Source organism: Methanobrevibacter sp. (genome assembly GCF_030539875.1).
GTDB lineage: Archaea > Methanobacteriota > Methanobacteria > Methanobacteriales > Methanobacteriaceae > Methanocatella.
Genome location: NZ_JAUNXI010000005.1, coordinates 79,224 through 103,593, shown reverse-complemented (window position 1 = coordinate 103,593; position 24,370 = coordinate 79,224). Strand labels below are relative to the sequence as shown.

19 protein-coding genes are annotated in these 24,370 nt (G+C 33.2%); 2 read left to right on the top strand and 17 right to left on the bottom strand.

Annotated elements, in window-relative coordinates; genetic code table 11:
• The 3 genes from purL to Q4Q16_RS03070 form a co-directional block, all read right to left on the bottom strand.
• Positions 1–2,139, bottom strand: a complete 2,139-nt coding sequence (gene purL / locus Q4Q16_RS03080) for a phosphoribosylformylglycinamidine synthase subunit PurL (RefSeq protein WP_303346186.1) — start codon at positions 2,137–2,139, stop codon at positions 1–3.
• A gap of 10 nt (positions 2,140–2,149) precedes the next feature.
• Positions 2,150–5,386, bottom strand: coding sequence for an isoleucine--tRNA ligase (ileS, locus tag Q4Q16_RS03075; protein ID WP_303346185.1), 3,237 nt, complete (start codon positions 5,384–5,386; stop codon positions 2,150–2,152).
• 114 nt (positions 5,387–5,500) lie between these two features.
• Entirely contained in the window at positions 5,501–6,742 is a 1,242-nt protein-coding gene (locus tag Q4Q16_RS03070) for a methionine adenosyltransferase (RefSeq protein WP_303346184.1), read from the bottom strand.
• A gap of 354 nt (positions 6,743–7,096) precedes the next feature.
• Between Q4Q16_RS03070 and Q4Q16_RS03065 the strand changes: the two genes are divergently transcribed.
• Entirely contained in the window at positions 7,097–7,756 is a 660-nt protein-coding gene (locus Q4Q16_RS03065) for a DsbA family protein (RefSeq protein WP_303346182.1), read from the top strand.
• Positions 7,757–7,819: 63 nt separating this feature from the next.
• A complete protein-coding gene (locus tag Q4Q16_RS03060; protein ID WP_303346180.1) occupies positions 7,820–8,146 on the top strand; it encodes a DUF192 domain-containing protein in 327 nt (108 codons plus the stop codon).
• On the opposite strand, the gene Q4Q16_RS03055 is transcribed toward Q4Q16_RS03060, so the two are convergent.
• From Q4Q16_RS03055 to rfbB, 14 genes are all read right to left on the bottom strand, one after another.
• A complete protein-coding gene (locus Q4Q16_RS03055) occupies positions 8,132–8,824 on the bottom strand; it encodes a dihydromethanopterin reductase (acceptor) (RefSeq protein WP_303346178.1) in 693 nt (230 codons plus the stop codon). The genes Q4Q16_RS03060 and Q4Q16_RS03055 overlap by 15 nt on opposite strands.
• Positions 8,825–8,830: 6 nt before the next feature.
• A complete protein-coding gene (gene glyA / locus Q4Q16_RS03050; protein ID WP_303346177.1) occupies positions 8,831–10,099 on the bottom strand; it encodes a serine hydroxymethyltransferase in 1,269 nt (422 codons plus the stop codon).
• A 165-nt stretch (positions 10,100–10,264) separates the two neighbouring features.
• A complete protein-coding gene (locus tag Q4Q16_RS03045; RefSeq protein ID WP_303346175.1) occupies positions 10,265–12,256 on the bottom strand; it encodes a CoB--CoM heterodisulfide reductase iron-sulfur subunit A family protein in 1,992 nt (663 codons plus the stop codon).
• Positions 12,257–12,557: 301 nt separating this feature from the next.
• Positions 12,558–13,463, bottom strand: coding sequence for an AEC family transporter (locus Q4Q16_RS03040; RefSeq protein WP_303346173.1), 906 nt, complete (start codon positions 13,461–13,463; stop codon positions 12,558–12,560).
• A 60-nt stretch (positions 13,464–13,523) separates the two neighbouring features.
• Positions 13,524–14,459: a DNA repair and recombination protein RadA gene (gene radA / locus Q4Q16_RS03035; RefSeq protein WP_303346171.1), complete on the bottom strand. Its 936-nt coding sequence runs from the start codon at positions 14,457–14,459 to the stop codon at positions 13,524–13,526.
• 22 nt (positions 14,460–14,481) lie between these two features.
• Entirely contained in the window at positions 14,482–17,124 is a 2,643-nt protein-coding gene (locus Q4Q16_RS03030) for an OB-fold nucleic acid binding domain-containing protein (protein WP_303346170.1), read from the bottom strand.
• Between the two features lie 155 nt (positions 17,125–17,279).
• Positions 17,280–18,683, bottom strand: a complete 1,404-nt coding sequence (locus tag Q4Q16_RS03025; RefSeq protein WP_303346169.1) for an undecaprenyl-phosphate glucose phosphotransferase — start codon at positions 18,681–18,683, stop codon at positions 17,280–17,282.
• Positions 18,684–18,734: 51 nt separating this feature from the next.
• The gene (locus Q4Q16_RS03020) at positions 18,735–19,592 is read right to left on the bottom strand and encodes a glycosyltransferase family 2 protein (RefSeq protein WP_303346168.1); all 858 of its coding nucleotides are present in this window, start codon (positions 19,590–19,592) and stop codon (positions 18,735–18,737) included.
• Between the two features lie 12 nt (positions 19,593–19,604).
• Positions 19,605–20,564, bottom strand: a complete 960-nt coding sequence (locus Q4Q16_RS03015) for a glycosyltransferase family 2 protein (protein WP_303346167.1) — start codon at positions 20,562–20,564, stop codon at positions 19,605–19,607.
• A 1-nt stretch (position 20,565) separates the two neighbouring features.
• Positions 20,566–21,525, bottom strand: coding sequence for a glycosyltransferase family 2 protein (locus Q4Q16_RS03010; RefSeq protein ID WP_303346166.1), 960 nt, complete (start codon positions 21,523–21,525; stop codon positions 20,566–20,568).
• A 4-nt stretch (positions 21,526–21,529) separates the two neighbouring features.
• Complete coding sequence (locus tag Q4Q16_RS03005) at positions 21,530–22,615, bottom strand: CDP-glycerol glycerophosphotransferase family protein (RefSeq protein WP_303346164.1); 1,086 nt, start codon at positions 22,613–22,615, stop codon at positions 21,530–21,532.
• An 18-nt stretch (positions 22,616–22,633) separates the two neighbouring features.
• Entirely contained in the window at positions 22,634–22,912 is a 279-nt protein-coding gene (locus Q4Q16_RS03000) for a hypothetical protein (protein WP_303346160.1), read from the bottom strand.
• A 1-nt stretch (position 22,913) separates the two neighbouring features.
• A complete protein-coding gene (locus Q4Q16_RS02995) occupies positions 22,914–23,180 on the bottom strand; it encodes a hypothetical protein (protein WP_303346158.1) in 267 nt (88 codons plus the stop codon).
• Positions 23,181–23,362: 182 nt separating this feature from the next.
• Positions 23,363–24,370 carry a dTDP-glucose 4,6-dehydratase gene (gene rfbB / locus Q4Q16_RS02990; RefSeq protein WP_303346156.1) on the bottom strand — a complete coding sequence of 336 codons (1,008 nt, stop codon included), beginning with the start codon at positions 24,368–24,370 and terminating at the stop codon, positions 23,363–23,365.

Here is a 24,370-nt window from a genome sequence, read left to right as displayed (position 1 = left end):
CTAAGCCATGTACTGTTCAATAACACCATGGTATGCATCATCTAAATCTTCAAATTTAAATTCATGACCATTGACCAATAAGGAATTACCTTTTACTTCACCAATCACACTAACATCAACATCAATCTGTGATAAAACATCATCCAATGCATCAGCTTTTACAGTTATAATATATCTTCCATGACTTTCAGAGTAGAGCAATTGAATTTTATCCAATCCTTCACTTTCCAAAGTCACATCGCATCCAAGTCCGGATTTAATAACCATTTCAGAAAGGGCGACAGCCAATCCTCCAGCGGACACATCGTGTACTGCAGTGATATTCTTATCTTTATCATTAGAAATTAAATCTAAAACTGTTTTACCGTTAGCTACTTCCTCTTCAATTCTGATTTTAGGAGCTGTTCCTTTTTCAATATTATGGATAGTCCTGTGGTATTCAGAACCTGTTAACTCATCATAAGTTTTACCTATCAGTAAGATTTTGTCCCCTTCATTTTTAAAGTCCAAAGTTCTGATATTTTCAATGTCCTCCACACCGATTACGCCAACAGCAGGAGTTGGATTGATTTTAATTCCTTCAGTTTCATTGTAAAAACTTACATTTCCACTAATGACCGGAGCATCGAATTTTTCAGCTACAAGACTCATGCCTTCAATAGCTGTTTTGAATTGCCATAATATTTCCGGTGTTTCTGGATTTCCAAAGTTTAAACAGTCTACAACTGCATATGGAGTTGCACCCATTGAAATTACGTTTCTGATTGCTTCTGCAACACATCCTGCAGCTCCGTCAAATGGAGATAATTTAGTGTGAATTGTGTTTGAGTCAGTGGTAAGTGCAATAGCAGTATTTTCATCAATTTTTAAAACAGCAGCATCGTCTCCAGGTTTTACAACAGTTCTTACCTGAACTTCATGGTCATACTGTTTGTAGACCCATTGCTTTGAAGCTATATTAGGACTGGCCAATAATTTAGGTAAAGACTCATAAACCGGAGGATCCTTAACAACAATTTCCTCATTGTCTTGCGGAATTTCAGCAATAGGCCTGTCAATTGAAGGAGGATCTGCTAAAAGAATAGTCGGCAAGTTGGCAATTTCATCGCCTTCATCTGAAATAATCATGTTGTTTCCTTCAATTACCTGTCCAATAATTGAAGATGCAATTTCGTGTTTATCACAGATTTCACAAGCAAGTTCTACATCATTTGGACTTATAACAAATACCATTCTCTCTTGTGATTCTGAAAGCATGATTTCATAAGGAGTCATTCCAGTCTCCCTTAGGGGAATTTCGCGTAAATTTACCAATGCCCCATTATTTGAAGAGTCTACAAGTTCAGAAATACAGCAAGTAAGACCTCCCCCACCTAAATCCTTAACACCGCTAACATTGATTTTTTCAAGGATTTCCAAAGAAGCTTCTAAAACTCTTTTTTTGGTAAATGGATCTGCAACCTGTACAGCAGGCCTGTCTTCAGTCTCAGAATCAGATGTTAATTCTTCTGAAGCAAATGTTACTCCATGAATTCCATCACGACCAGTTGTTCCTCCCATTAAAAGGAACACATCACCAATATTAGGCGCCTGAGCACGGACGATTTTGTCTTTTTCAACAAGTCCCACACACATTACATTTACAAGAGGATTTGTTCTAAATGATTCATCAAATTCAATTTCACCTGCAACTGTCGGAACTCCTACACGGTTTCCATAATCAGATATTCCCTTGACAACATGTTCAAATAAATATCTTGATTTTTCATCTTCCAAAGGACCGAATCTAAGTGAATCCAAAAGTGCAATAGGCATTGCTCCCATGGATATGATATCTCTTAAAATTCCGCCAATACCAGTACCTGCACCACCATATGGTTCAATAGCTGACGGATGGTTGTGAGATTCCATTCCCACAGCTAATGCATATTTATCAGTTATGGATACAAGTCCTGCATCGTCTCCAGGCCCTAAAATAATGTTTTTTCCTTCAGTAGGGAAAGCTCTTAAAAATGGTCTGCTGCTTTTGTAGGAGCAATGTTCTGAAAACATTACATCAAGCATTCCTTCTTCTAATTCATTCATTTCCCTGCCAAGGATTCCTTCAATATATTCAATTTCAAGATCAGCTAAAGTCATGTTAACACCCTTAATTTTTAATTGAAATAATTACTTTTTCTCCTTCGATATCCCACTCTTTAGTGTAATCTTTAGAATCTTTACTACATTCTTTGCTGCTAGATATGATTAAGCTTTTAGCTCTGACTTCATGAGAAATAACTTCAGATTGAGGTACGATTAAATCTTTAAATTCGTCAGAAGATTCGACATCAACATTAATGCTTGCTTCAACATCCAAATCCAAATCTTTTCTCATATCCTGAACTCTTCTTATTAATTCACGTGCCATAGCTTCTTGTTTAATTTCTAAGGTAATATTAGTATTTACAAATACATTTCCGCCTTCAAATTCTGATGAAACAAAATCATCTGGAAGTTCTGAGTCAAATAATATGTCATCTTGTGATAATTCATGACCTTCGATAGTGATACTTCCATTTGATTCAAGGTCAGCCTTAATTTGATTTCCGTCACTTTCCTTTAATGTTTTCATTACCTTGCCCATGTCTCCTTTAAGTCTTGGACCTAAAGTTTTAAGGTTAGGTTTGGCATTAAATGACAGTTTTTCAAATTCGCTGGCGCAGAGCACCTCTTTGGTATTTGATTGGTCTTTAATAATATCAGTCAACTCTTCAATAGCTTTCAAGGCTTCTTCATCCTGAGAAACAACAGTAATGTCAGAAACCGGCCATCTGAGTTTGTATTGTGCAATATCACGAGCCCTAATGGATGCATCAATTACTTCACGAACAACATCCATTTTAGCTTCAAGTTCTTCATCAATTGCATCTTCATCATATCCCCAATCATTCATATGAATACTTTCAGGAACATCCGAGTTAACGCCTTTTACAAGGTTTTCATAGATTTCTTCAGATATGTGAGGAGCTATAGTACATAATACTGAAATTAATTTGACAAGTGCTGTGTATAAACTGTAATATGCTCCCAATTTATCAGGATTGTCGCTTTCAACCCAAGTTCTTCCACGAATAAGTCTTACATACCATCGGCTTAAATCTTCTAAAATAAAATTATTAATTTTTCTTGTTGCTTTATGGAAGAATAAGTTATCCAAATCCTCAGCTACCTCTTTAACTAAAGTGTTTGCTTTAGATATAATCCATCTGTCTTCAGACCTTAAAATCATGTCATCTTCAGTAAGACCGATCGGGTCAAAGTTATCCAGTGACATGTAGGTAGTTGAGAACACGTAAACGTTCCATAAAATATTAAACATCTTATTAATGTTTAAAAGTTCATCCCAAACAAATTTTAAATCATCCCATGGTTTTGAAGCCCATAATAAATAGAATCTTAAAACATCAGCCCCATATTTTTCAATTACCTCTTCTGGAGATACTACATTGCCTAATGATTTAGACATTTTATTTCCATTCTCATCTAAAACAAATCCATGCATCAATACTTTTTGATATGGGCTTTTACCCATAGATATTACTCCAGTACCTAATTGGGAATAGAACCACCCTCTGGTTTGATCATGCCCTTCTGTAATAAAGTCATATGGGAACCATTCTTCAAATTTATCTTTTTCTTCAGGATAATAAAGTGAAGCCCATCCGGCTACTCCGGAATCAATCCATACATCCAAAACATCCGGAATTCTTTTAATGGCTTTTCCGCAGCCCCCACATTTAACTTCAACTTCATCAACATATGGCCTGTGGATGAGTTCAGCATCTGAAACGTCAATTTCATTTAAGGATTCCTCTTTTAACTCATTAAGAGATCCGATTACTTTTAATTCACCACAGTCAGGACATTCCCATATAGGAATTGGAATACCCCAGAATCTTTGTCTTGAAATTGTCCAATCACGTGCATTGTCTACCCAATCGTAGAACCTTCCTTCTCCGGCCCATTTAGGCACCCATTCAACACGGTTGATTTCATCCAACATTTTTTGTTTAATGTCAGTTACTTTTAAAAACCACTGTTTAGTAGCACGGTAAATAATAGGAGTTTTACATCTCCAACATACACCGTATCTGTGCTCAATGGTTTCTACCCTGTACATTAAACCCTTGTTTTCCAAGTCTTCAATGATTTGCTGATTTGCATCTTTAGTGAATTTATTAGCATATTTTCCGGCATCTTCTGTAAAACATCCATCTTCACCAACAGGACAGAAAATAGGAATATTATTTGCATGTCCCACTTCAAAATCGTCTGGCCCGTGACCAGGCGCTGTATGTACCAATCCAGTACCTTCACCTAACTCTACATGGTCTCCCGGTAAAACTCTGTGAACGTTTTCGATTTCATCAAATTCATTATGTTTTGGAACTTCCCCGTCTAAAATATAATCATAGGTCATTCCAATGAGGTCTTCGCCTTTAACTGTTTTAACAATTTCATATAAGACCTCTTCCTCTTCGATGATTTGGTCTTCCTCGCCTTCCACTTCTGCAGGTATTTTGGTTCTATGAATTTTAATCTGGCGACCCAATACGTCTTCCATTAAGTTCTCAGCAATAATATAAGTTTCACCATCTTTAGAAACATAGACATAATCAAATTCCGGATTTACACAAATTGCCATGTTTGCCGGCAATGTCCATGGAGTAGTTGTCCAAACAAGGAAATATGTATCTTCCTGACCTCTTACAGGGAATTTAATAAATATGGAAGGGTCAACTTTTTCTTCATATTCAATTTCAGCAGCAGCAAGTGCGGTTCCGCAATGAGGACACCAGCTGATTACTCTTTGGTCGTTGATAAGCAAATTTTGTTCATTTGCCCTTTTAAGTGTCCACCATGAGGATTCCATATATTTAGGATCAAGAGTCATATACGGATCATCCCAATCCATCCAGACACCTAACTGGTCGAACTGCTGTTCCATAGCTATCTTATTTTCAATAGCAAATTCCCTACATTTATCTACAAAAGCAGCCATTCCAATTGTGTCTTCGATTTCTTGTTTACTTTGAATACCCATTAAATGCTCTACTTTATTTTCAATAGGAAGCCCGTGCATATCCCATCCTGCCTGTCTTCTTAAACTAAATCCGTTCATTGATTTATATCTGAGATATGAATCTTTAATAATTTTGTTCCAAGCAGTACCTAAGTGAATCTTACCGCTACAATAAGGTGGACCATCTAAAAATGAGTATCTAGGACCTTCCTTTCTAAGTTCATTGACTTTTTTAAAAGTATCTTCTTCATTCCAGAACTTTTGTACTTTCTTTTCTATTTTATCGTGATTGTATGATTTTTCTGCCTCGCGTATTGGCATTGTAATTCCTCAAAAATTAAAATTAATATGTGTTAATAAAAAAAAATAAAAAATTTCTTAAAAAAGAAATTTAAACGAAAGAATTGACATGTGCGGATAACATGAAGTAAAATTCTAGAAAGTTCTAGCTTTTCCTTCGATGACTAATTTAGTAATATCCCTAATATTATCTAAATTCCTGTTAATAACTTCTTTAATGTCATCTTCCACATCTTCTAATTTAAGACCATCTTCAAGAATAACCTGAATAGATGCGGTAGGTTCGTTAATCGGAGAACCGATTTGAGTTAAAAGCATAATATGCAGTTGCTTAATACCTTCAACTTCATCAACTGCATCATTTGCCATTTTATTTGCTAAAACATTGTAGATTTTACCAACGTGGTTAACAGGGTTTTTACCAGAAGTTGCTTCCATGGACATAGGTCTGCACGGAGTGATTAATCCGTTAGCTCTGTTTCCTCTTCCTACAGAACCGTCATCTCCCATTTCAGCAGAAGTACCTGTTACAGTAAGGTAGTAACCAGATTTGTCTTCAGTTTCATCGTTGTCTCCGGTGTTTACATCAACATTGACGCTTCTTGATGTGTATTTAGGGGCGAGCTCCTCAACAATTGATTTTAAGCTTTCGCGAACTTCAATGTATTCTTCTCTGTTTTTGAGATATTTTGAAACCATTGCACAGGCGATGGTTAAGTTAATCTCATCACCTTCTCTTAATCCCATAACTTTAATATCCTGACCAACAGCAGGATAATCTACTTTGAATTCTTTTGAGTTCAATAATTCTTCAGTAGCAAGTACAAGTTGTTCAACTTCAGATAAAGGAGCGAAACCTACACCGAATGAAGTATCGTTTGATTTAGGAATGGCTTCAGGAGATCTGTCAAATACGTTGACCAAGTCTCCGGAACCGTGTCCGATTTTACATTCTACAACTGCGTCGAGTTCAACATCTAAATTAATAATAGTTTCTTTTAAGAAATCTTTAGCTGCTTTGATAGCTACTCTTTCAAGAGGGAACTTGATAATTTCTTTATTACCTTTTTCATCCTCTTTTTCAAATTCAGATACTCCTCTACCAGTCAATAAAATGTCAATAGGTTTTCTGATTATTCCCCCTTCCCAATCAGGATCAGAATCTCCGGCAGTAATCTGAACCTCATCAGTGTTGTGGTGTAAAATACAACCTTCGCCTAATTCTTTTTGATACATTTCACATAATGCATTAGAGACTGCCTGAGCAATTCCGTCACTGATACTGTCAGGGTGACCGATTCCTTTTCTTTCAACGATTTCAATTTCTAAATCTTCAATATATGATTGATTTAATTCTTTTACTACAATATTTCTCATGTTATCAGCACACATATCAATTAATTTATAATATATATCTTTTTGTTTTAGTTAATAAATAAAGGTTATGGCAAATATCACAAAAAATTGGAAATTAAAAAAAAATTAATTCAAATAAATGGATAAGGTATGAATTGATTGTTTAGAAGATATTCCAAAGTTATTAGCGGGATTTAGATTAAAAGATGAATGAAATTATAATGTATAAAAGAAAATTTGATATAAAACAATTCCCAAAATAGGTAATATGGGATTTTATAGAAAATACAATACAATTCTAAGAACCGTAGATAACATCGCAAGGTTATACAAAGTTGCTAAAAAGAAGAATAAAAAATCAAAAGATGATAAAAAATGAATATAATTTATTTAAGCGATTTTAACTGTCCTTATTCATATATCGGATTAAATAGAATAAAAAGCGTTTGTAATGAACTTAATTTAGATGTTGAATGGGAAATGAAATCTTTTGAACTTGAACCTAAATTAACTACTGTTTTAAATGCAACAGAAAGATACGCTGCCAGGCATGGTCTGACAGTCGATGATGCAAAAAAGGAAATTGAAGAAATAGAAAAAATTGCTAAAAACGACGGATTAAATCTTAATTACAGCAATGTTCAGCTTGCCAACTCCAAAAACGCCCACCGTCTCGTTAAATATGTGGAATACAACTATCCCAAACTGACACAGGAACTTATTTTAAAAATATTTGAAGCCAATTTTATTAAAAATGAAAATATTGCAGAACATGATGTTTTAATAAGAACAGCCAGTTCATGCGGATTAGATGAAAATGAAATAAGCAAATTTCTTAAAAGAGAATCCTACGCAATTGAAGTAGACCTTGACATGGACGAAGCCATTTCAAATGGAATAACATCAACACCATATTATTTCATAAACCATGGAGATAAAAGACTAATAATCCCCGGTGTTTTTGAAAAAAAAGATTTTAAAATTGCATTTGAGGATTTGCTTAGCGGTGAAATTGAAAATAAAACATTTATCTAAAAGTCAAAACTTATTTTACCATATTAAAACTTTAAATTATATTAATTGAAAAAATAATCATCAATGATTTTAAATAAAACCACAAATACAACAATCGATATCAAAATAACATTGGCAGATACTTTTTTTAAACGTTTTAAAGGATTGATGTTGAAAAAAGATTTTGAAGGCGGATTGCTGTTTACTGATTTTAAGGATTCGAGCATCCATACCCAGTTTATGAGATTTGAAATTGAAGCATATTTTCTAGATGAAAACAAAACAATCTTTGAGAAAACATCTTTAAAACCTTGGAAATTTTACAAACCAAAAAAACAAGCGAAATTCATCTTGGAAACAAAAAAAGACAAGTTAAAATTAAAAATGGGAGATAGCTTAGATTTTATCTAAGATCTCTTCAGGATTTTCAAATATATGAATAGCATCCATTTCTGCTAATTTGTGAGTATTTTCAATATCAATATCCCTCATATAGATTGTAACGATTTTGCCTTCAGAAATTGCATCATAAGGACAGGTATTTCTACACAGGCCACAACCAATACATTTTGTCAAATCGATTTCTTCATGGGGGATAATAGCGCCCTGTTCACAAGCCAGAGATGCAACGCATTCATCACAGTCCTGACATTTCAAAAATTCAATTTTTGATGGAAGAACAGTATCTATTGGACCCGGATGAATGTCAACCGGCACCATATATACTGGAACAGCGCCTTTTCCAGACTGAGCCACTGCATTTGTAACTAATGTATCTGCTATTCCATAAACGATTTTCGAAACTGTATTTGCTGTAGCTGGTGAAACTATTAATAAATCATATTTCCCAAGGGAAAGGCGGCCAGTAATTGGATATGAAAATTTTTGATTGGAATCAGTAGCAAGTTCACGGTATTTACCACCAGTTAAACCTGCAACACGCTCATAAAGCCCATACATCTTAAGAACTTCTTCGCTAGCCCCTGATAATAAAATAGTGACTTCATGGTCTTTAGCTAGTTTTTCAGCTAATACAACTGATTCCCTAAGTAAATGACCTGCTCCAGTAAATGCAAATGCAATTCTCATTTTAATCTATAATTTGTGATATTGATAAGCTTCCCTATCAGAGAATGCGTAATCAAGTTTTGTATACTGATTCATGAATTCAGCAACTTCATCAGCAATATCTTCTTTATCAACAGCCACACGTTTGATGAATTCAGCAACTTCATCCATTTCTTTTTCTTTTAATCCTCTTCTGGTAATTTCCTGAGTACCTATTCTAATACCAGACGGATCATCAGAATTATCCCTATTATCACCAGGTAAAAGATTTTTATTTAAAATAACATTATTATCAGCCAATTCATGTGCAATATCAGATGCTGATCTGATGTTGGTTAAATCCACTGCAATTTGGTGAGATTGTGTAAAACCTTGATCTTCACATAAAACGTTGAATCCTCTTTCATACATTGCCTGACCTAATGCCTGAGCGTTTTTAATGATTTGTTTTGCATAAGCTTCACCGAACTCCAACATTTCAGCAGTTGCAATACCTAAACCAAGTAAATGGTGCAAGTGGTGGTTACTTACAACACCAGGGAATACTGCATTATCAATTCTGTCCTCATTTTCCTTGCCTGAGAGAATGATTCCACCTTGAGGGCCAGGGAATGTTTTGTGGGTACTTCCCATCATGACATCTGCACCTTCTTTAAGAGGTTGTTGGAATTGTTTTCCAGCAATCAAACCTAACACATGAGCCCCATCGTACATGATTGTAGCTCCAACTTCATCAGCAGCTTCACGAGCTTCTTTAATAGGATGAGGGAATAAGAATAAACTTCCACCGAATAAAATAATTTCAGGTTTTTCTTCGAGGATTTTTTTGTTCATAGCATCAATATCAATATTCATAATGTTTTTATCCAATGGGTGGAAAACGGTTTTTAATCCACGAATACCAGCTGCACTTACATCAGCGTGGGAAATGTGTCCTCCGGAAGGCACTTCAAGAGCCATTACTTTTTCACCAGGTTTTGCAAATCCGAAAAATGCCGCGAGATTTGCAGTTACACCGGAAACCGGCTGAACGTTAGCATAATCACAATCATAAACTTTACAGGAAAGTTTTTTAGTTTTATCTTCAATTAAATCTACGTATTGGCAACCTTCGTAAAGTCTTTGGAAGGCCTGACCTTCTGCATATCTGTGAGCGAAATCGGTTGCTACTGCTTCGGTTACTTCAACACTAGTTACATTTTCAGAAGCAATAAGATTGATACTGTTTCTCATATATTCAGTATGTTCTTTTGCAATTTTTTCAAAGTCTAAAATTTCATCATGATAATCAGTCATTTACTACACCTAATATCCAATTAAATTAATACAATATTATTTTTATTAATCTTATAATATAAGATTTATGAAAAAATAGACTAAATTGTGAAAATTTATAAAGTATCTTAAAAAAAAAGTTTTAGAAAAATAAAAAAAAAGAAATAGAGAAATTAATCCCTAAATCTATTTACCTAAGTCTTCAAGAGCAGCACTGATTTGTGCCATAATTTGCTCGGTTTTGAAGTGTTGTTGGTTCATTGCACCAGATGGACATGCACCTACACAAGTACCACATCCTTTACATAATGCAGAGTTGATTTGTGCAAATTCTTTTCCACCTACGCCAGTTGCAATAGCAATAGCACCGTATGGACATAATTCGACACATACTTGGCAAGCACCACAAATAGCTTCATCGTTGGATGCAATAATAGGTTCGATTTCTACTTCACCTTTAGCCATTGGGATTGCTGCTCTGGATGCTGCAGCGGAACCTTGAGCTACGGAGTCAGGAATATCTTTAGGACCTTGAGCTACACCAGCAATGTAAACACCGTCAGTTAAAGTGTCAACAGGTCTGAGTTTTGGGTGAGCTTCCATGTAGAATCCGTCTGCGGATTTGGAAACACCTAAAGTTTGTCTGAGTTCATCAGATCCTGCAGAGTGTTCAAGACCGATACTTAATACAACTAAGTCGTATGTGTATTCGGTTACTTTACCGAGTAAAGTATCTTCTGCTCTGATAGTTAAGGTTAAATCATCGTTTTCGAAGATTTGTGCTGGTTTACCTCTGATAAATTCAATACCGTATTTTTCTTGAGAAGTTTTGTAGAACTCTTCATAACCTTTACCGAATGCACGGATATCCATGTAGTAACAGGTTACTTCGGTATCAGGTTCGTGGTCAATAGCTAATTGAGCGTTTTTCATGGAGTACATACAACATACTCTGGAACAGTAAGGTTTTCCAATAGTTTCATCCCTTGAACCTACACAGTGGATGAATGCAATACGTTTAGGTTCAATACCATCGGAAGGTTTGACTACGTGTCCGCCGGTAGGACCGGATGCGTTAATCATCCTTTCAATTTCCATAGCAGTAATAACGTTACTGTAACGTCCGTATCCATATTGGTAAATTCCAGATGGGTCGAATGGGTCATAACCGATAGCAGCAATAATAGTACCGACTTCTAATTCAATTTCAGTTGCTTCTTGATTGTGGTCAATAGCTCCAATTTCACAAGCTTGGTCACATAACATACATTCGATACAGTAATCTTTATCAATGGTTGCACATAATGGTACAGCTTGAGGGAACGGGATGTATGCAGCTTTTACCATACCTACACCTTCGTCGTAGTAGTTAGGTATTTCGATAGGACAAGCTTCTACACAGGATCCACATCCGGTACAATCTTCTTCGTCTACGTATCTAGGTTTCTTTTCAACTTTAACATGGAAGTTACCGATGTATCCGTCAACTTCTTTAACTTCAGCATAGGAGATTAACTCAATGTTTTCGTGTTTTGCACAGTCTACCATCTTAGGTGCTAAAATACACATTGAACAGTCGAGAGTAGGGAAAGTTTTATCTAATTGTCCCATTCTTCCACCGATGGTTGGGTTTCTTTCTACCATGTAGGTTTTGAATCCCATATCACCTAAGTCTAAAGCGGTTTGAATACCACATACTCCACCACCGATAACTAATGCTTTGTTTTCTACTGCTACTTTAGTAGCTTCTAATGGTTCGAGCAATCTTGCTTTTGCAACAGCCATACGAGTTAAATCTTTAGCTTTTTCGGTTGCTTCTTCAGGTTGGCTCATGTGTACCCAAGAGTCTTGTTCTCTTAAGTTAGCAAATTCAAATAAAAATTTGTTTAAACCAGCTTCTTCTACACATCTACGGAAAGTAGGTTCGTGAAGACGAGGGGAACATGCAGCTACAACAATTCTGTTTAATCCTTTCTCTTTAATGTCTTCTTGAATCATAGCTTGACCTGGGTCAGAACACATGTATTTGTAGTCAGTCGCATAAACTACGTTAGGTAATGTCATTGCATATTCTGCAACATCAGGACAGTCTACAACTCCACCAACGTTTACACCACAGTGACAGACGTAAACCCCAATCCTTATTTCTTCGTTATTATCTTTTATTTCTTCTGCCATATAATTCACCTTGTACAAGTCGTGAAAAATATCTAATATATATAAAAAATTGCAATTTTTTAAAAATAGACTATAAAAATTTTACATAGTATTAGATATATTCTATGTAGTGAATACACATTTATAAAGATTTCTATAAAATACTTGAAGTAAAGTTTATATATGATAAAAAAAATTCCTTTTAAATTGACTTTAAAAAATGATTATAGGCAAAATAATGTTTTTTTATGTGATTAAAAAGTGATTAATAAAATTCATAAAAAATAAAAACTGTAAATTAAGAAAAAAATTGAATTTTATACTACAATAATACAATAATTATAGGAAGTGTAATCAAAGAGATTACAGTATTGATCAGTATGCAGTCAGATGTCATTTCATAGTCCAGATTATAAGAAATAGCAAGTAGCAAGGACAACATTCCCGAAGGCATTGCAGCTTCAATAATTGAAACCTTATACTGCAAATCAACTAAACCAAGTTGGGTTGCAATTAAAAATGCAGCCAATGGGAAAAACAACAATTTCATGATTGAAGTGAAAAAAATCATGGACTTGTTTCTAGACAAGGCCGAAAAGTCAATTGATAAACCTAAAGTAATCATGATTAAAGGAATAGCACCTTGGCCTAAATAGTTAATAGTGTTTTCTAAAACTCCTCCTATAGGAATATTCAATAAATTGAAGATTATACCTGAAATGACTGCCCATAGTGGTGGGAAAAGCGCAATCTTTCTTACTGCAGTTTTTATAGTTCCGCCGAATTTTAAAATTAAAACAAAGGACAGCAACAAGAAGATACATAGTGTTGCAATATCACAAAAAATTGCTCTTAAAAAACCGCTTTGGCCGAAAATACCTAAATTGACAGGATACCCCATAAATGCAGTATTTGCAATCATTACTGTAACTAAAACACTCCATAACTTTTTATCATCAAGATTTAATCTTTTTAAAATTAGATATGAAATGATTCCAGTAGCAAATGATGAAAGTAAAATAATTAAAGGCAATACGCTCAGCTGTGAAAGCGAGGATAAATCGGCATTGTAAATTGCATGAAAAATCATGCAGGGCATTAAAATATACATTACTATTTTATTAAAAGGATCAATGTCTTTTTCAGATAAGAAGTCAATTCGTTTAAGAACATATCCGAGCCCGATCATTATAACGATTGAAAAAATAGTAACAATAATTGCATCCATATTATAAATAATAAAATTAAAAGTATATAAAATTAACTAGAAAAAAATAAAATATTAAAATTAGCTAACGATACCTTCGCTAGTAATTTTAAATACGCATTCACCTTCAGGCAAATGAGGAGAATCAACTAAACGTGCAATTCTCTTTCCGGCCAATCCCTTTTTAAGCCAAATCCTATAAGTAGATGCATGTCCTAAAACGTGCCCACCAATAGCTTTTGTAGGACTTCCGAAGAAAGAATCAGGTTTAGCCTGAACTTGGTTTGTAATAAATACTGCAACATTATATGTATTAGCAATTTGTTGAAGTGAATGCAAATGTTGGTTTAATTTTTGCTGTCTTACAGCCAAAGACTCCCTTCCAACATATTCTGCTCTAAAATGAGCCATTAATGAATCAACAATAACTAATCTAACATTTCTTCCACTTTGAATCAGATCATTAATTTTATCAACCATTAAAATCTGATGAGAAGAGTTGAATGCACGGGCGACATGAATTTTTTGCAAGACCTCATCAACATCCAATTCAAATCCTTCAGCAATTTGTCTAACTCTTTCAGGACGGAAAGTGTTTTCAGTATCCACAAATACACATTCACCATCAAGACCACCTAATTCCTTAGGTAATTGAACAGTTACTGCCAATTCATGGGAAATCTGACTTTTACCAGATCCGAATTCACCGAATACTTCAGTGATGGATTGAGTTTCAATCCCCCCACCAATTAAGTCATTGAATTCCTGGCTGCCTACAGTAATGTAACCAACATCTTTTCTTCTTTCATCGACTTCAAATGCAGTTTCAAAATCAATGTTTTCAGATTTACGGGCTGCTTCAATAACTTTTTCAGCAACCCCTTCACCGATTTCTGCTTTTACTGATAATTCTTTTGCAGTGGCGGTTGCCAATCTCATCATATCAGCAAAACCAGCGTCTTTTAATTTTTCTGCTGTTTTTTCACCAACACCTGGTAAATCACTTAGCTCAACCATAATAATCATTCCTTATGTTTACTTAATAATATTTTGATAAAATTTTCTTAGGATTTAACCTATTTTCTTCACTATACATGTCAAAACTGACATTGGCTATAATTTCAATAGTTTCACCATTTAAATCTTCAAGTTTCTCTTCAATTCCATAACCGTCATCAACAAGATTGACAATTTCTTCTTTTTTCATGCCGATTAATTCTTCAGCAAGCTTATCAAAGAAAGTTACTTTAATATCGCCGGTGTCATCTTCAATTCTTAAAGGAACCATAAGAAGAGTCTTCGGTTCATCAAATACATGTCCGCAATTGTCACAAACATTTTCATCTTCACCACCCTCTACATAACCATTACATGAAGGGCATTTTTTGCTGATAATTCTATTAGAATCAACCTCTACAATAGTACCTGTTACACAAACATTAACATCATCTTCAGCTAATGATTCAATGGTTTTTGGAACGTATATCGCTTCCATTAATTCATCCTGAGAAGGTAATTTTTCAATTTCGCTTTCACTAGGTTCTAAAATTGCTGTATTTCTGTTAACAATAGCTTCAATCCTACTATCATTATCTAAATCAAAGCGGGGATTTTGTAACTTAATTGGCTGACCCATTTCAAACTCTCTTTTTGCATCAGCATCCCATAAAACCACTCTAAGAGAACCTGTTTCATCAGCGATTTCTATATTTCTAACAAAACCTGAATCACCATTATCCCTTTCAAATTCGTGAATTTCACTTAATTCAATAACTCTGCCTATAACAATAATATCCTGGTCATCCTCATCAATATCAGAAATTTTCTTATAATCATATAATGCTTTTTCCAGTGAAGATAACTCGGGAATAAACATTGCAGAAGCTTGTTCTTCAGATAATCTAATAAGACGGGCTCCGCTTCCGATATTTAAATCAACACTGTACATACCAAGCCTGGTTCTTGCATTTTCTATTCTGTAGGCATCACCTACACTATATTCTTCCTGAGCACGTTCATTCCATAAAGACAATCTGACTTTACCGGATTCATCAGCAAACATTAATGAACGTACAGTGCCAACAGTGCCATCTTCTCTTTGGAATTCGTTAACATCATCTACTGAAAGAATCCTGCCAATAACATCAATTTCAATTCCATCATCATCAATTTCATAAATTTCCCCAATTGGAATAGGTCTTAATTCCTCTCTTAATTTGTTTAATTCATCTAATTCCTCAGTTGATAAATTTTCAGGATTAATAGTAATCTGAGTGTTAAAATTGGTATTCATTGAGTATTGACTCTGAGTGTATTCATCATACCTTACATCTCCACCAATAACTTTGATAATATCGCCTTTATTTATTGGCAAATCTGTATCATCACCCCATAACGTTACTCTGATTTCACCGGTAATGTCCCTTACATCAAAATTCCTTAATCTTCCTTCGGTATTATCAGTTTTTCTTATAAATGTTCTGATATCTTGAAGTCTGGAGACGATACCTTTAATTGAAACATCTTTTAATTCATATACATCTCCGATAGGTGTGAATTCTTGTTTAACTTCAGGAACATCGAAATCTCCTTTAATGATTCTGCCATCCCAATGGGTTAATGAGATTTCACTTTCACCATCCCTATTCATTCTTTCACGAGCTTGTGCCTGGATGATTTTAACTGTATCTCCATCTTCAAGTTTCAAATCTTCAATTAACTCAACATTCTTGTTCCATAATGTGTAGGTGATTTTTCCGGAATAATCCTGTAATTCAATAGAAGCGACTTTTCCCTCTTTGCCGTTCTTTTCATAACTTCTAATTGTTGGGATTCTAACAATTCTTGCAATTATATTAACTTTTGTTTCGGGTTTAATATCTGCAATATCTGTGATAATTTCTTTATATTCGGGGAATTTTGAAGGATCTTCATCCAAATGGACAAGAATGGATCTCGGTCTCAAATTAGCTTCAAGTCCGGAATAACCTTCCTTAATATCCACATTCTTAATTTGAATAATGTTTCCTTCATTAACATTTTTAAGAAGTTTAATATTTTGAGTCCAGAAAACTGCTCTGATTTTGCCGGTGCTATCCATTAATTCCACATTGCAGACTTCACCGCTCTGACCTTTACGTGTTTTAAATGATCTCGGATTTGAAATAGAGATGACCCTACCGGAAATAGTGACATCCTTACTTCCATCTTCAAGTTTGTCAATTGTATTATTAGCAAATTCAGGTTTTTCAGAAACCATTTCCACTTCATCATCTCTAAATTCGCCAACCACCATTTCAGCAAATGTAGAAGGATCCATAAATGAAATCTGTTTGTTATTTTTACTATAATGTTCCATTCTGGCTAAAAAGTCTTCCTGAGAAATTTTATCTTTAACTTTATCGTAAAATTCCGAAATTTCTTCAGTCATGATAAATCCGGTTTCATCATCAGATTCCTCATTTAAACTGATTTCAAAAGGTACTTCATTAGATTCATTATTTTGTGTAATTTCTGAAGATTCGATTCCGTGATTTTGTAAAACCAATTTTGCAATATCCAAATCATCGAAAAATGATATTTCAGCATTGCTTTCACGAAGTTCATCCATTTCCTTTTGGAATTCTTCTTCAGTAAGTTGGTCTTTGATTTTTTCGTATAATTTTAAAATTTCTTCTTGCATACCAAACCCCTCATAGAAAGTTAATTATTATTTTATAATTAGAATGTATATAAATTATTAGAGAGAGCATCTGAAAAGTAATCTATATAGTAAAATTAAAAGAAACCCAATATAAATTTTACCTAAATGTGACTTTGTTAAAAAATGAAAAATAGCTAATATGCATTAGGATTTTTCTTTAATGCAGTTTTAATCATGATTCCTAAGTCCAAACCCATATGCCAGTTTTCTACATATTCAATATCATATTTTATACGTTTTGTAATAGATGTATCGCCGCGGCACCCATGAATTTGCGCCCATCCGGTCAGTCCCGGTTTAACTTGATGTTTGACCATGTATTTTGGAATGGTTTCTTTAAACTGTTTAACAAAATATGGTCTTTCAGGTCTCGGACCTACAACGCTCATATCTCCTTTTAACACATTGAAAAACTGAGGCAATTCATCAATACTGGTTTTTCTAATAAATTGTCCCACTTTGGTTTTTCTCGGATCATCTTTTGTAGTCCATTCTGATTTTTCATCAAGTGGATTTTGAACTTCCATACTGCGAAACTTATACATCATGAACGGTTTGCCATTATACCCAATCCGTTCCTGTTTAAATATAACAGGCCCCGGAGAAGATAATTTTATTGCAATGGCCGTAATTATCATGATAGGTGATGTAATAATTATAGCTATAATTGAAATAATATAGTCTGAGAGAAATTTAAGGAATTTGTTAAAGTCATCATCCAATGGAACATACCTTATATTGATAATTGGAATATTTTCTATCATATCTACAGATGGTTTGGCCGGAAAATACCTGATATAGTCCGGAATTATTTCAGCTTTAATTCCAACTCTTTCACAGCTTTCCACAAGATCATCAATTTTATAATAGTACTTTAAAGGAATTGCTAAAACAACCCTGTCAAAGTTATTGCTATCTAAAATCTCATCAATATCTTTAAATGCTCCTATGATTCTGCTGCCTTCAATTTCATTTCCAATATGATCCGAACGGCCTAAAAAGCCACTTACAGTAAAACCCAAATATGGATTTTCACGAATTCTATGTGCAAATGTAAATGCCAAATCATTATCCCCGACAATTAGAATATGCTTAATATTTTTATTGTTAATACGTACCTTTCTTAAAACAGACCTAATAGTAAATCTTTCAATAATTCCAATGAATGTACCGATAATTCCTAATAAAAATAGCATTATCCTTGAAAAGTCAGGCTGATTTATAATAAATAAGATTGAAACTAATGTGATGAAAGCCAATATATTTACTTTAATAATCTGAGTGGCTTCTGAAAAAATATTTTTATATGTCCTACGCGGTTTATAAAGACCCAAAGCAAAGTATAAAATTAAATACACAGGTATGACTGCAAAGACAAAGAACAATAAGTAACTGAACATACCTAAATGTCCGCCAATTGGGCCAAATAAAGTGGTTTTAAATCTTAACCATATAGAACACAAAAGAGCAATACCAATGACAAAAACATCAATTAAAACCAATAATAAATTAAATAATTTCTGATTTTCTTTAATCATGATAGCACCCTAAAAACTAGTTTCAATTAAATATATTACATTAATAATTATTTAATCTTTCTTTTTGAAAATATTTAAAAATAGTTTTAAAATGCATAAAACAGCAATACCCAAATATACAATCCAGTTTACAATAAATAAAGATTCTTCAGCATGATGTTTTTTATAATAAATATACATTGCACGGTAAAATTCATAAATCAATTTAGATTTCTGTTTTTTACTGCTTGCTCCTTTTAGATGAGTAATTCTGGACTCCCCGTAATAGATTATCTTCCATCCTGATTTTTTAATCCTATAACACAGGTCAATGTCTTCACCATACATGAAAAATGTTTCATCCAGCAAACCGGCTTTGCTTAATGCATCGGACCTTATGAACATGAATGCTCCAGTAAGGCAGTCTATTTCATAAATTCCGTCGTCCGGAAGATTGTCCAAGTTATAGTCATTATCTTTGCTGTTTGTTGGGATATGGAACAGCCTGAAAAATGAATTTTTAACATTTGGAAAGCTTCTCTTACATGCTTTATCGAGTTCACCATTTTCTAAAATAACTCTGCAGCCGCATGCTCCAACATCAGTGTGTTTTTCCATGTAGTGATAAATATTTTCCAATGTATTTTCCCAAACAATAGTGTCTGAGTTTAAAAGAAGAACATATTTTCCCTTAGCTATTTTTAAAGCCTGATTATTTCCAGCTGCAAAACCGTTATTGTCTTTTGAAGCTATAAAAGTTACCTTATCACTGAAGTACTCTTTTAAGCGGTCCAAACTATCGTCGCCGGACGCATTATCAACTACCAAAATCTCATAAGTAAATGGATAATCATATTCGAATATAGAATTAATGGTATTTTTTGTTAGTTCAAATGTTTGATAATTTACAATTACAACTGAAAGGTCCATATAAATCCCCAATTATCTTTTTAAAAATTTAATAGTGTTAATTATTAATCTGAATTCAATTTTAAAATAGTTTATTGTATTTTTTGACTGGAATTTGACTTTGTTGATTTTATGTCTTGTGGACAGTCCCTCCCGAATACCGGCAAGATAGGTAGGACCAAACCCTTTTTTTAAAAAAAACAGATATTTGACTGAAAATCCTAAAAATAAAAAGATAAAATTTACTATTTTTAGAGGAACTGGGAAATTTTTATAAACAACCCACACATTATTGCGAGCTGCTAACTTAACCTTAAATTCGTTGTATCTGCTTCCGGATGTTGCACTTCCAATATGATAGACAATAGCATCGGGGCATAACAAATTCCTATAACCGTTAATCTTTGACCGGATAGCCAAATCCACATCCTCCATATAAGCAAAAAAGTTATCATCAAACAGCCCGATTTCTTCTAAAATTGATTTTTTATACATTGCAGCACCGGCACAGCTTGAAAATATATCTTTAACTTCCACATATTCACTGGATTGGTGGTTTTCACCTACCTTTTTAGTCCAAGCAAGCAAATTATACTCATCGCCGACATCATCAATTAAATTTTTATTATTATATTGAAGCATTTTTGCTTGAACAGAAAAAATATCATCAGCAGACGTGATTAAATCTATTAATTTTTTAATTGAACCTTTTTTAATTTCCGTATCATTATTTATTGAAAAGACAAGTTCGTTTTGAGCTTTTTTGATTCCCTGATTAACAGCCGGGGAAAAGCCAACATTTTCTTTGTTTTCTATTAAAACAAGAGGGAAATTAAAGCTATTGTTTTTAAGATAATCCAGACTGCCATCACCTGATCCATTATCTACAATAATAACTTCACCAATATGCTCATCATCATTATTAAGTGATTCTAAAAAGATTTTTAGAAACTTTTCACCATTATAATTTGGTGTTACAACAGAAACTTTCATATTAATCAATTGAATTTTTAAATTTTTTCCATATTTTATAATATATTTTTGGACTTAATAGGAATAATTTTATCTTGAATTTAAATTTAGAGTTACCTTCAAATTTAGACAATTTTGTAAATAAATCCAAGTCCTTCATTTTTTCAATTACCTCATCAAAATCATAGTTATTATAGAAAAAATAATTCATGTTTCCAAATATTGCTTTTGGAATTCTAGAAGCAGTAATTAAATTGGCCAAATCATTTTTTCCCTGATTTTTATAAAATTGAGCCAAATCTTCAAAAAGCTTTACAACTTCAAAGCGTCTAAGTTCAGATGTTCTAATAGCTGATTGCTCATGCTGATTATAGTAATAGGTTACTTCGTTGCTTAAGGATATTTCCTCCCCAAAACTTAAAGCTTTAAGTGCAAACTCCGTGTCCTCACCATAAATAACCTCTGAATTGAATTTAATATTGTTATCTTTAATTATGCTTGTTTTATACATTAATTGTGTGAAATTAAAGGGCATTTCCATATTCAATTCCATTTTAATAAATTCGTGGCAAGAAATCAATCCTTTTGAAAAGTGGTGAGGATTTGAGAATTTATCACCATCCTTTTTAACCAATTGCACTAAGCTAAAGTCAGTCACACCATTATACAATTCAGACAGGTGATTTTTTCTAACACAATCATCCGAATCAATGAAAACCATGTAATCGCCATTAGCCATTTCAATCCCGCGATTCCTAGCACTGCTTACACCCATATTATCCTGATGAATAATTTCATGAAGTATTGATGAGGAAGACAACCTTTCATGAATAATTTCCAGACTATTGTCAGTTGACCCGTCATCGATGACTATTACCTCGAAATCAGTGAAATCCTGATTAATTATTGAGTCGAGTGTGCTCCCTATATATTCACAGCTATTGTAAACTGGAACAATGACACTTACTTTAATATTATCCATTTTATCAACCATTATTTAATAGAAAATCGACAATTCTTTCAGATGATTTGCCATCCATTACATCAAATTGGGTTTTAAGAAATTCGGAAATTCTGTTTTCATCAAATTCATTATTTTTAATTACATCAATTAAATCGCTAGAAGTGCGAACAATTGGTCCTGGAACAGTATTTTTAAAATCATAATAAAATCCACGTTCATTGTCCAAATAGCTATCCAAATCATATGTGAAAAATGCTACCGGCTTATTTAATGTGACAAATTCTATCATTATGGAAGAATAATCGGTTATTAGCATGTCACTAATCAGCATCAGCTTTTGCTCATTTTCATAATTGCTTACATCAATGTACTGCCCATTGGATAAAATATCGTCTTTATAAAAATTTTTAATCTTTGGATGAAGTCTTAAAGCTAAAACAAATTCATCTCCTAATCTTTTATTGAACTCCTCAATATCCAAATAGTTAAAAACATTATTGAATTGTTCTTCATCTCTAAAAGTCGGAGCATAAAGAACAATCTTTTTATTTGGGGAAATATTATGTTCAGTGCAAAAATCTGATTTTAACTTGTTCAAATCATGATTTTCAAAATAGTAATCCATACGGGGAAGTCCAAGTGGCTTAATTTTATCTTTAGATATCTGAAAAGCTTCACTGTAATAATCTTTAACGTTGTTTGAAGTTACAATTAAATAATCTGTATTATTAGAAATTTTCTTAAGAATATCCCTACTTTCAAAATCAACTGATCCTCCGAATTTCTTAGAAGCCCCAGGAGCATGCCACAATTGGACTACTGTAGTTCTAGGATTAAATTTCATAAATGCTAGCGGAAAAAAATTATCATTTAAAAATATGAATTTGGAACTGGATAACTTCTTAAAGCCACCGATAGAAAGCTGATCCTTGTAAAAATAGTAAAAATCAAAGTTTCCTCTTTTTTCAAATTCTTTTTTAATATAATCCAAATTACCTTTAAAAGATTCTTTTGAATCAACAATGAAGGAAACTCTGTTTTCTTCAATATATGTATTTTTAAATAATTTAAATAAAATACCATATATTTTATGCTTTATATATTTCATATTAAACTATTTTAATGATTACATGAATGATAACATACCCGGCACTGACTGTACCATTGCTTGAAGACCCAATATGAAAATAGCAAGACCTCCGACGAAATTAATATAACGTGCATATTTCATTGCTACTTTAGTACCGAATGTTCCAATTAAAAACCAAATAACAACAGCAATTAAACTTAAAATAGAAAGACCGACCGGATCAACATGTGCAGAAACACCTTGTGCAGCCAAAATTAAGTTTTCAATGTTTCCAAAAATAATTAATGACAAGAAGGGTTTTAAATCCTTATCCACACTAGACACCCCTTACTGATTCAATCATTGCTTGAAGACCTAATATGAAAATAGCTAAACCGCCAATAAACTCAATAAATGCAGAATATTCGATTAACAATTGTGTTCCAAATGTACCGATTAATAACCATATAATTACACATATAATACTTGCTATTCCTAATTTAATAGGATTTACACCAGCTACCACACCCTGAGATGATAAGATTAAATTTTCAATATTGCCAAAAATAATTAACCCCATGAGAGGTAAAAATTGTTCTAACATAAAATCACCACTTCCCGAATTAAATAAAGTAAATTTTATCCATATCCTATTTATCAGTTTTAAAGAATTATACTATATAAAATTATCTTAAAATTAAAAACAAAATACTAATTTAAAAATTTAAAAATAAAAAAATGCGAAAAAAGTGAAAAAATAGAGGTGTATTTCAAGTGTAAAACTAACTATCTATCCAAATACATTTTCTTATAATATTCCTGATATTCGCCGCTTTTAACATTATTAATCCAATTCTGATTATCCAAATACCATTGAATTGTTTCTTTTATGCCCACTTCAAAACTATATTCAGGAGCCCATCCCAAATCATTTTGGATTTTAGTTGAATCAATGGCATAACGCCTGTCATGACCTAATCTATCACTTACAAATTCAATTAATGATTCATCCTTATCTAATTGATTCAATATCAGTTTAACAATTTCTATGTTTTCTTTTTCATTATTTCCTCCGATATTATAAACTTCACCCAGTTTTCCATCATGCAATACCAAATCAATAGCTTGGCAGTGGTCATAAACATGCAGCCAATCACGAACGTTTTTACCGTCACCGTAAATCGGCAATTTTTTGTTTTCCAACGCATTGGAAATCATTAGAGGAATTAATTTTTCAGGGAACTGATAAGGCCCATAATTATTAGAACAACGAGTTATATTAATTGGCAAATCAAAAGTTTCACTGTAAGCACGAGTGATTAAATCTCCTCCTGCTTTTGAAGCTGAATATGGACTATTAGGTTGTAATGGAGTGTTTTCAGTAAAATATCCTGTTTTTCCCAAAGTGCCGTAAACTTCATCAGTTGAAATCTGGATATATTTTTCAACACCGTATTTTTTAGCGGCATTCAATAATACCTGAGTTCCTAAAACATTTGACTTAATAAAGATTTCAGGATCAGAAATACTTCTATCAACATGACTTTCAGCAGCAAAATTGATAACATAATCACATTGCCTTACCAAGTCGTCAACAATGTCTTTATTTCTAATGTTGCCTTTAACAAATGAATAATTTTCCATATTTTCAATATCTTTCAAGTTTTCAAGATTTCCGCAGTAAGTTAAATCATCCAAGTTAATAATCTCATATTCTGAGTATTTATTAACCATATACTTTACAAAATTACTTCCAATAAATCCTGCTCCGCCGGTAACAATTATTTTTGACAT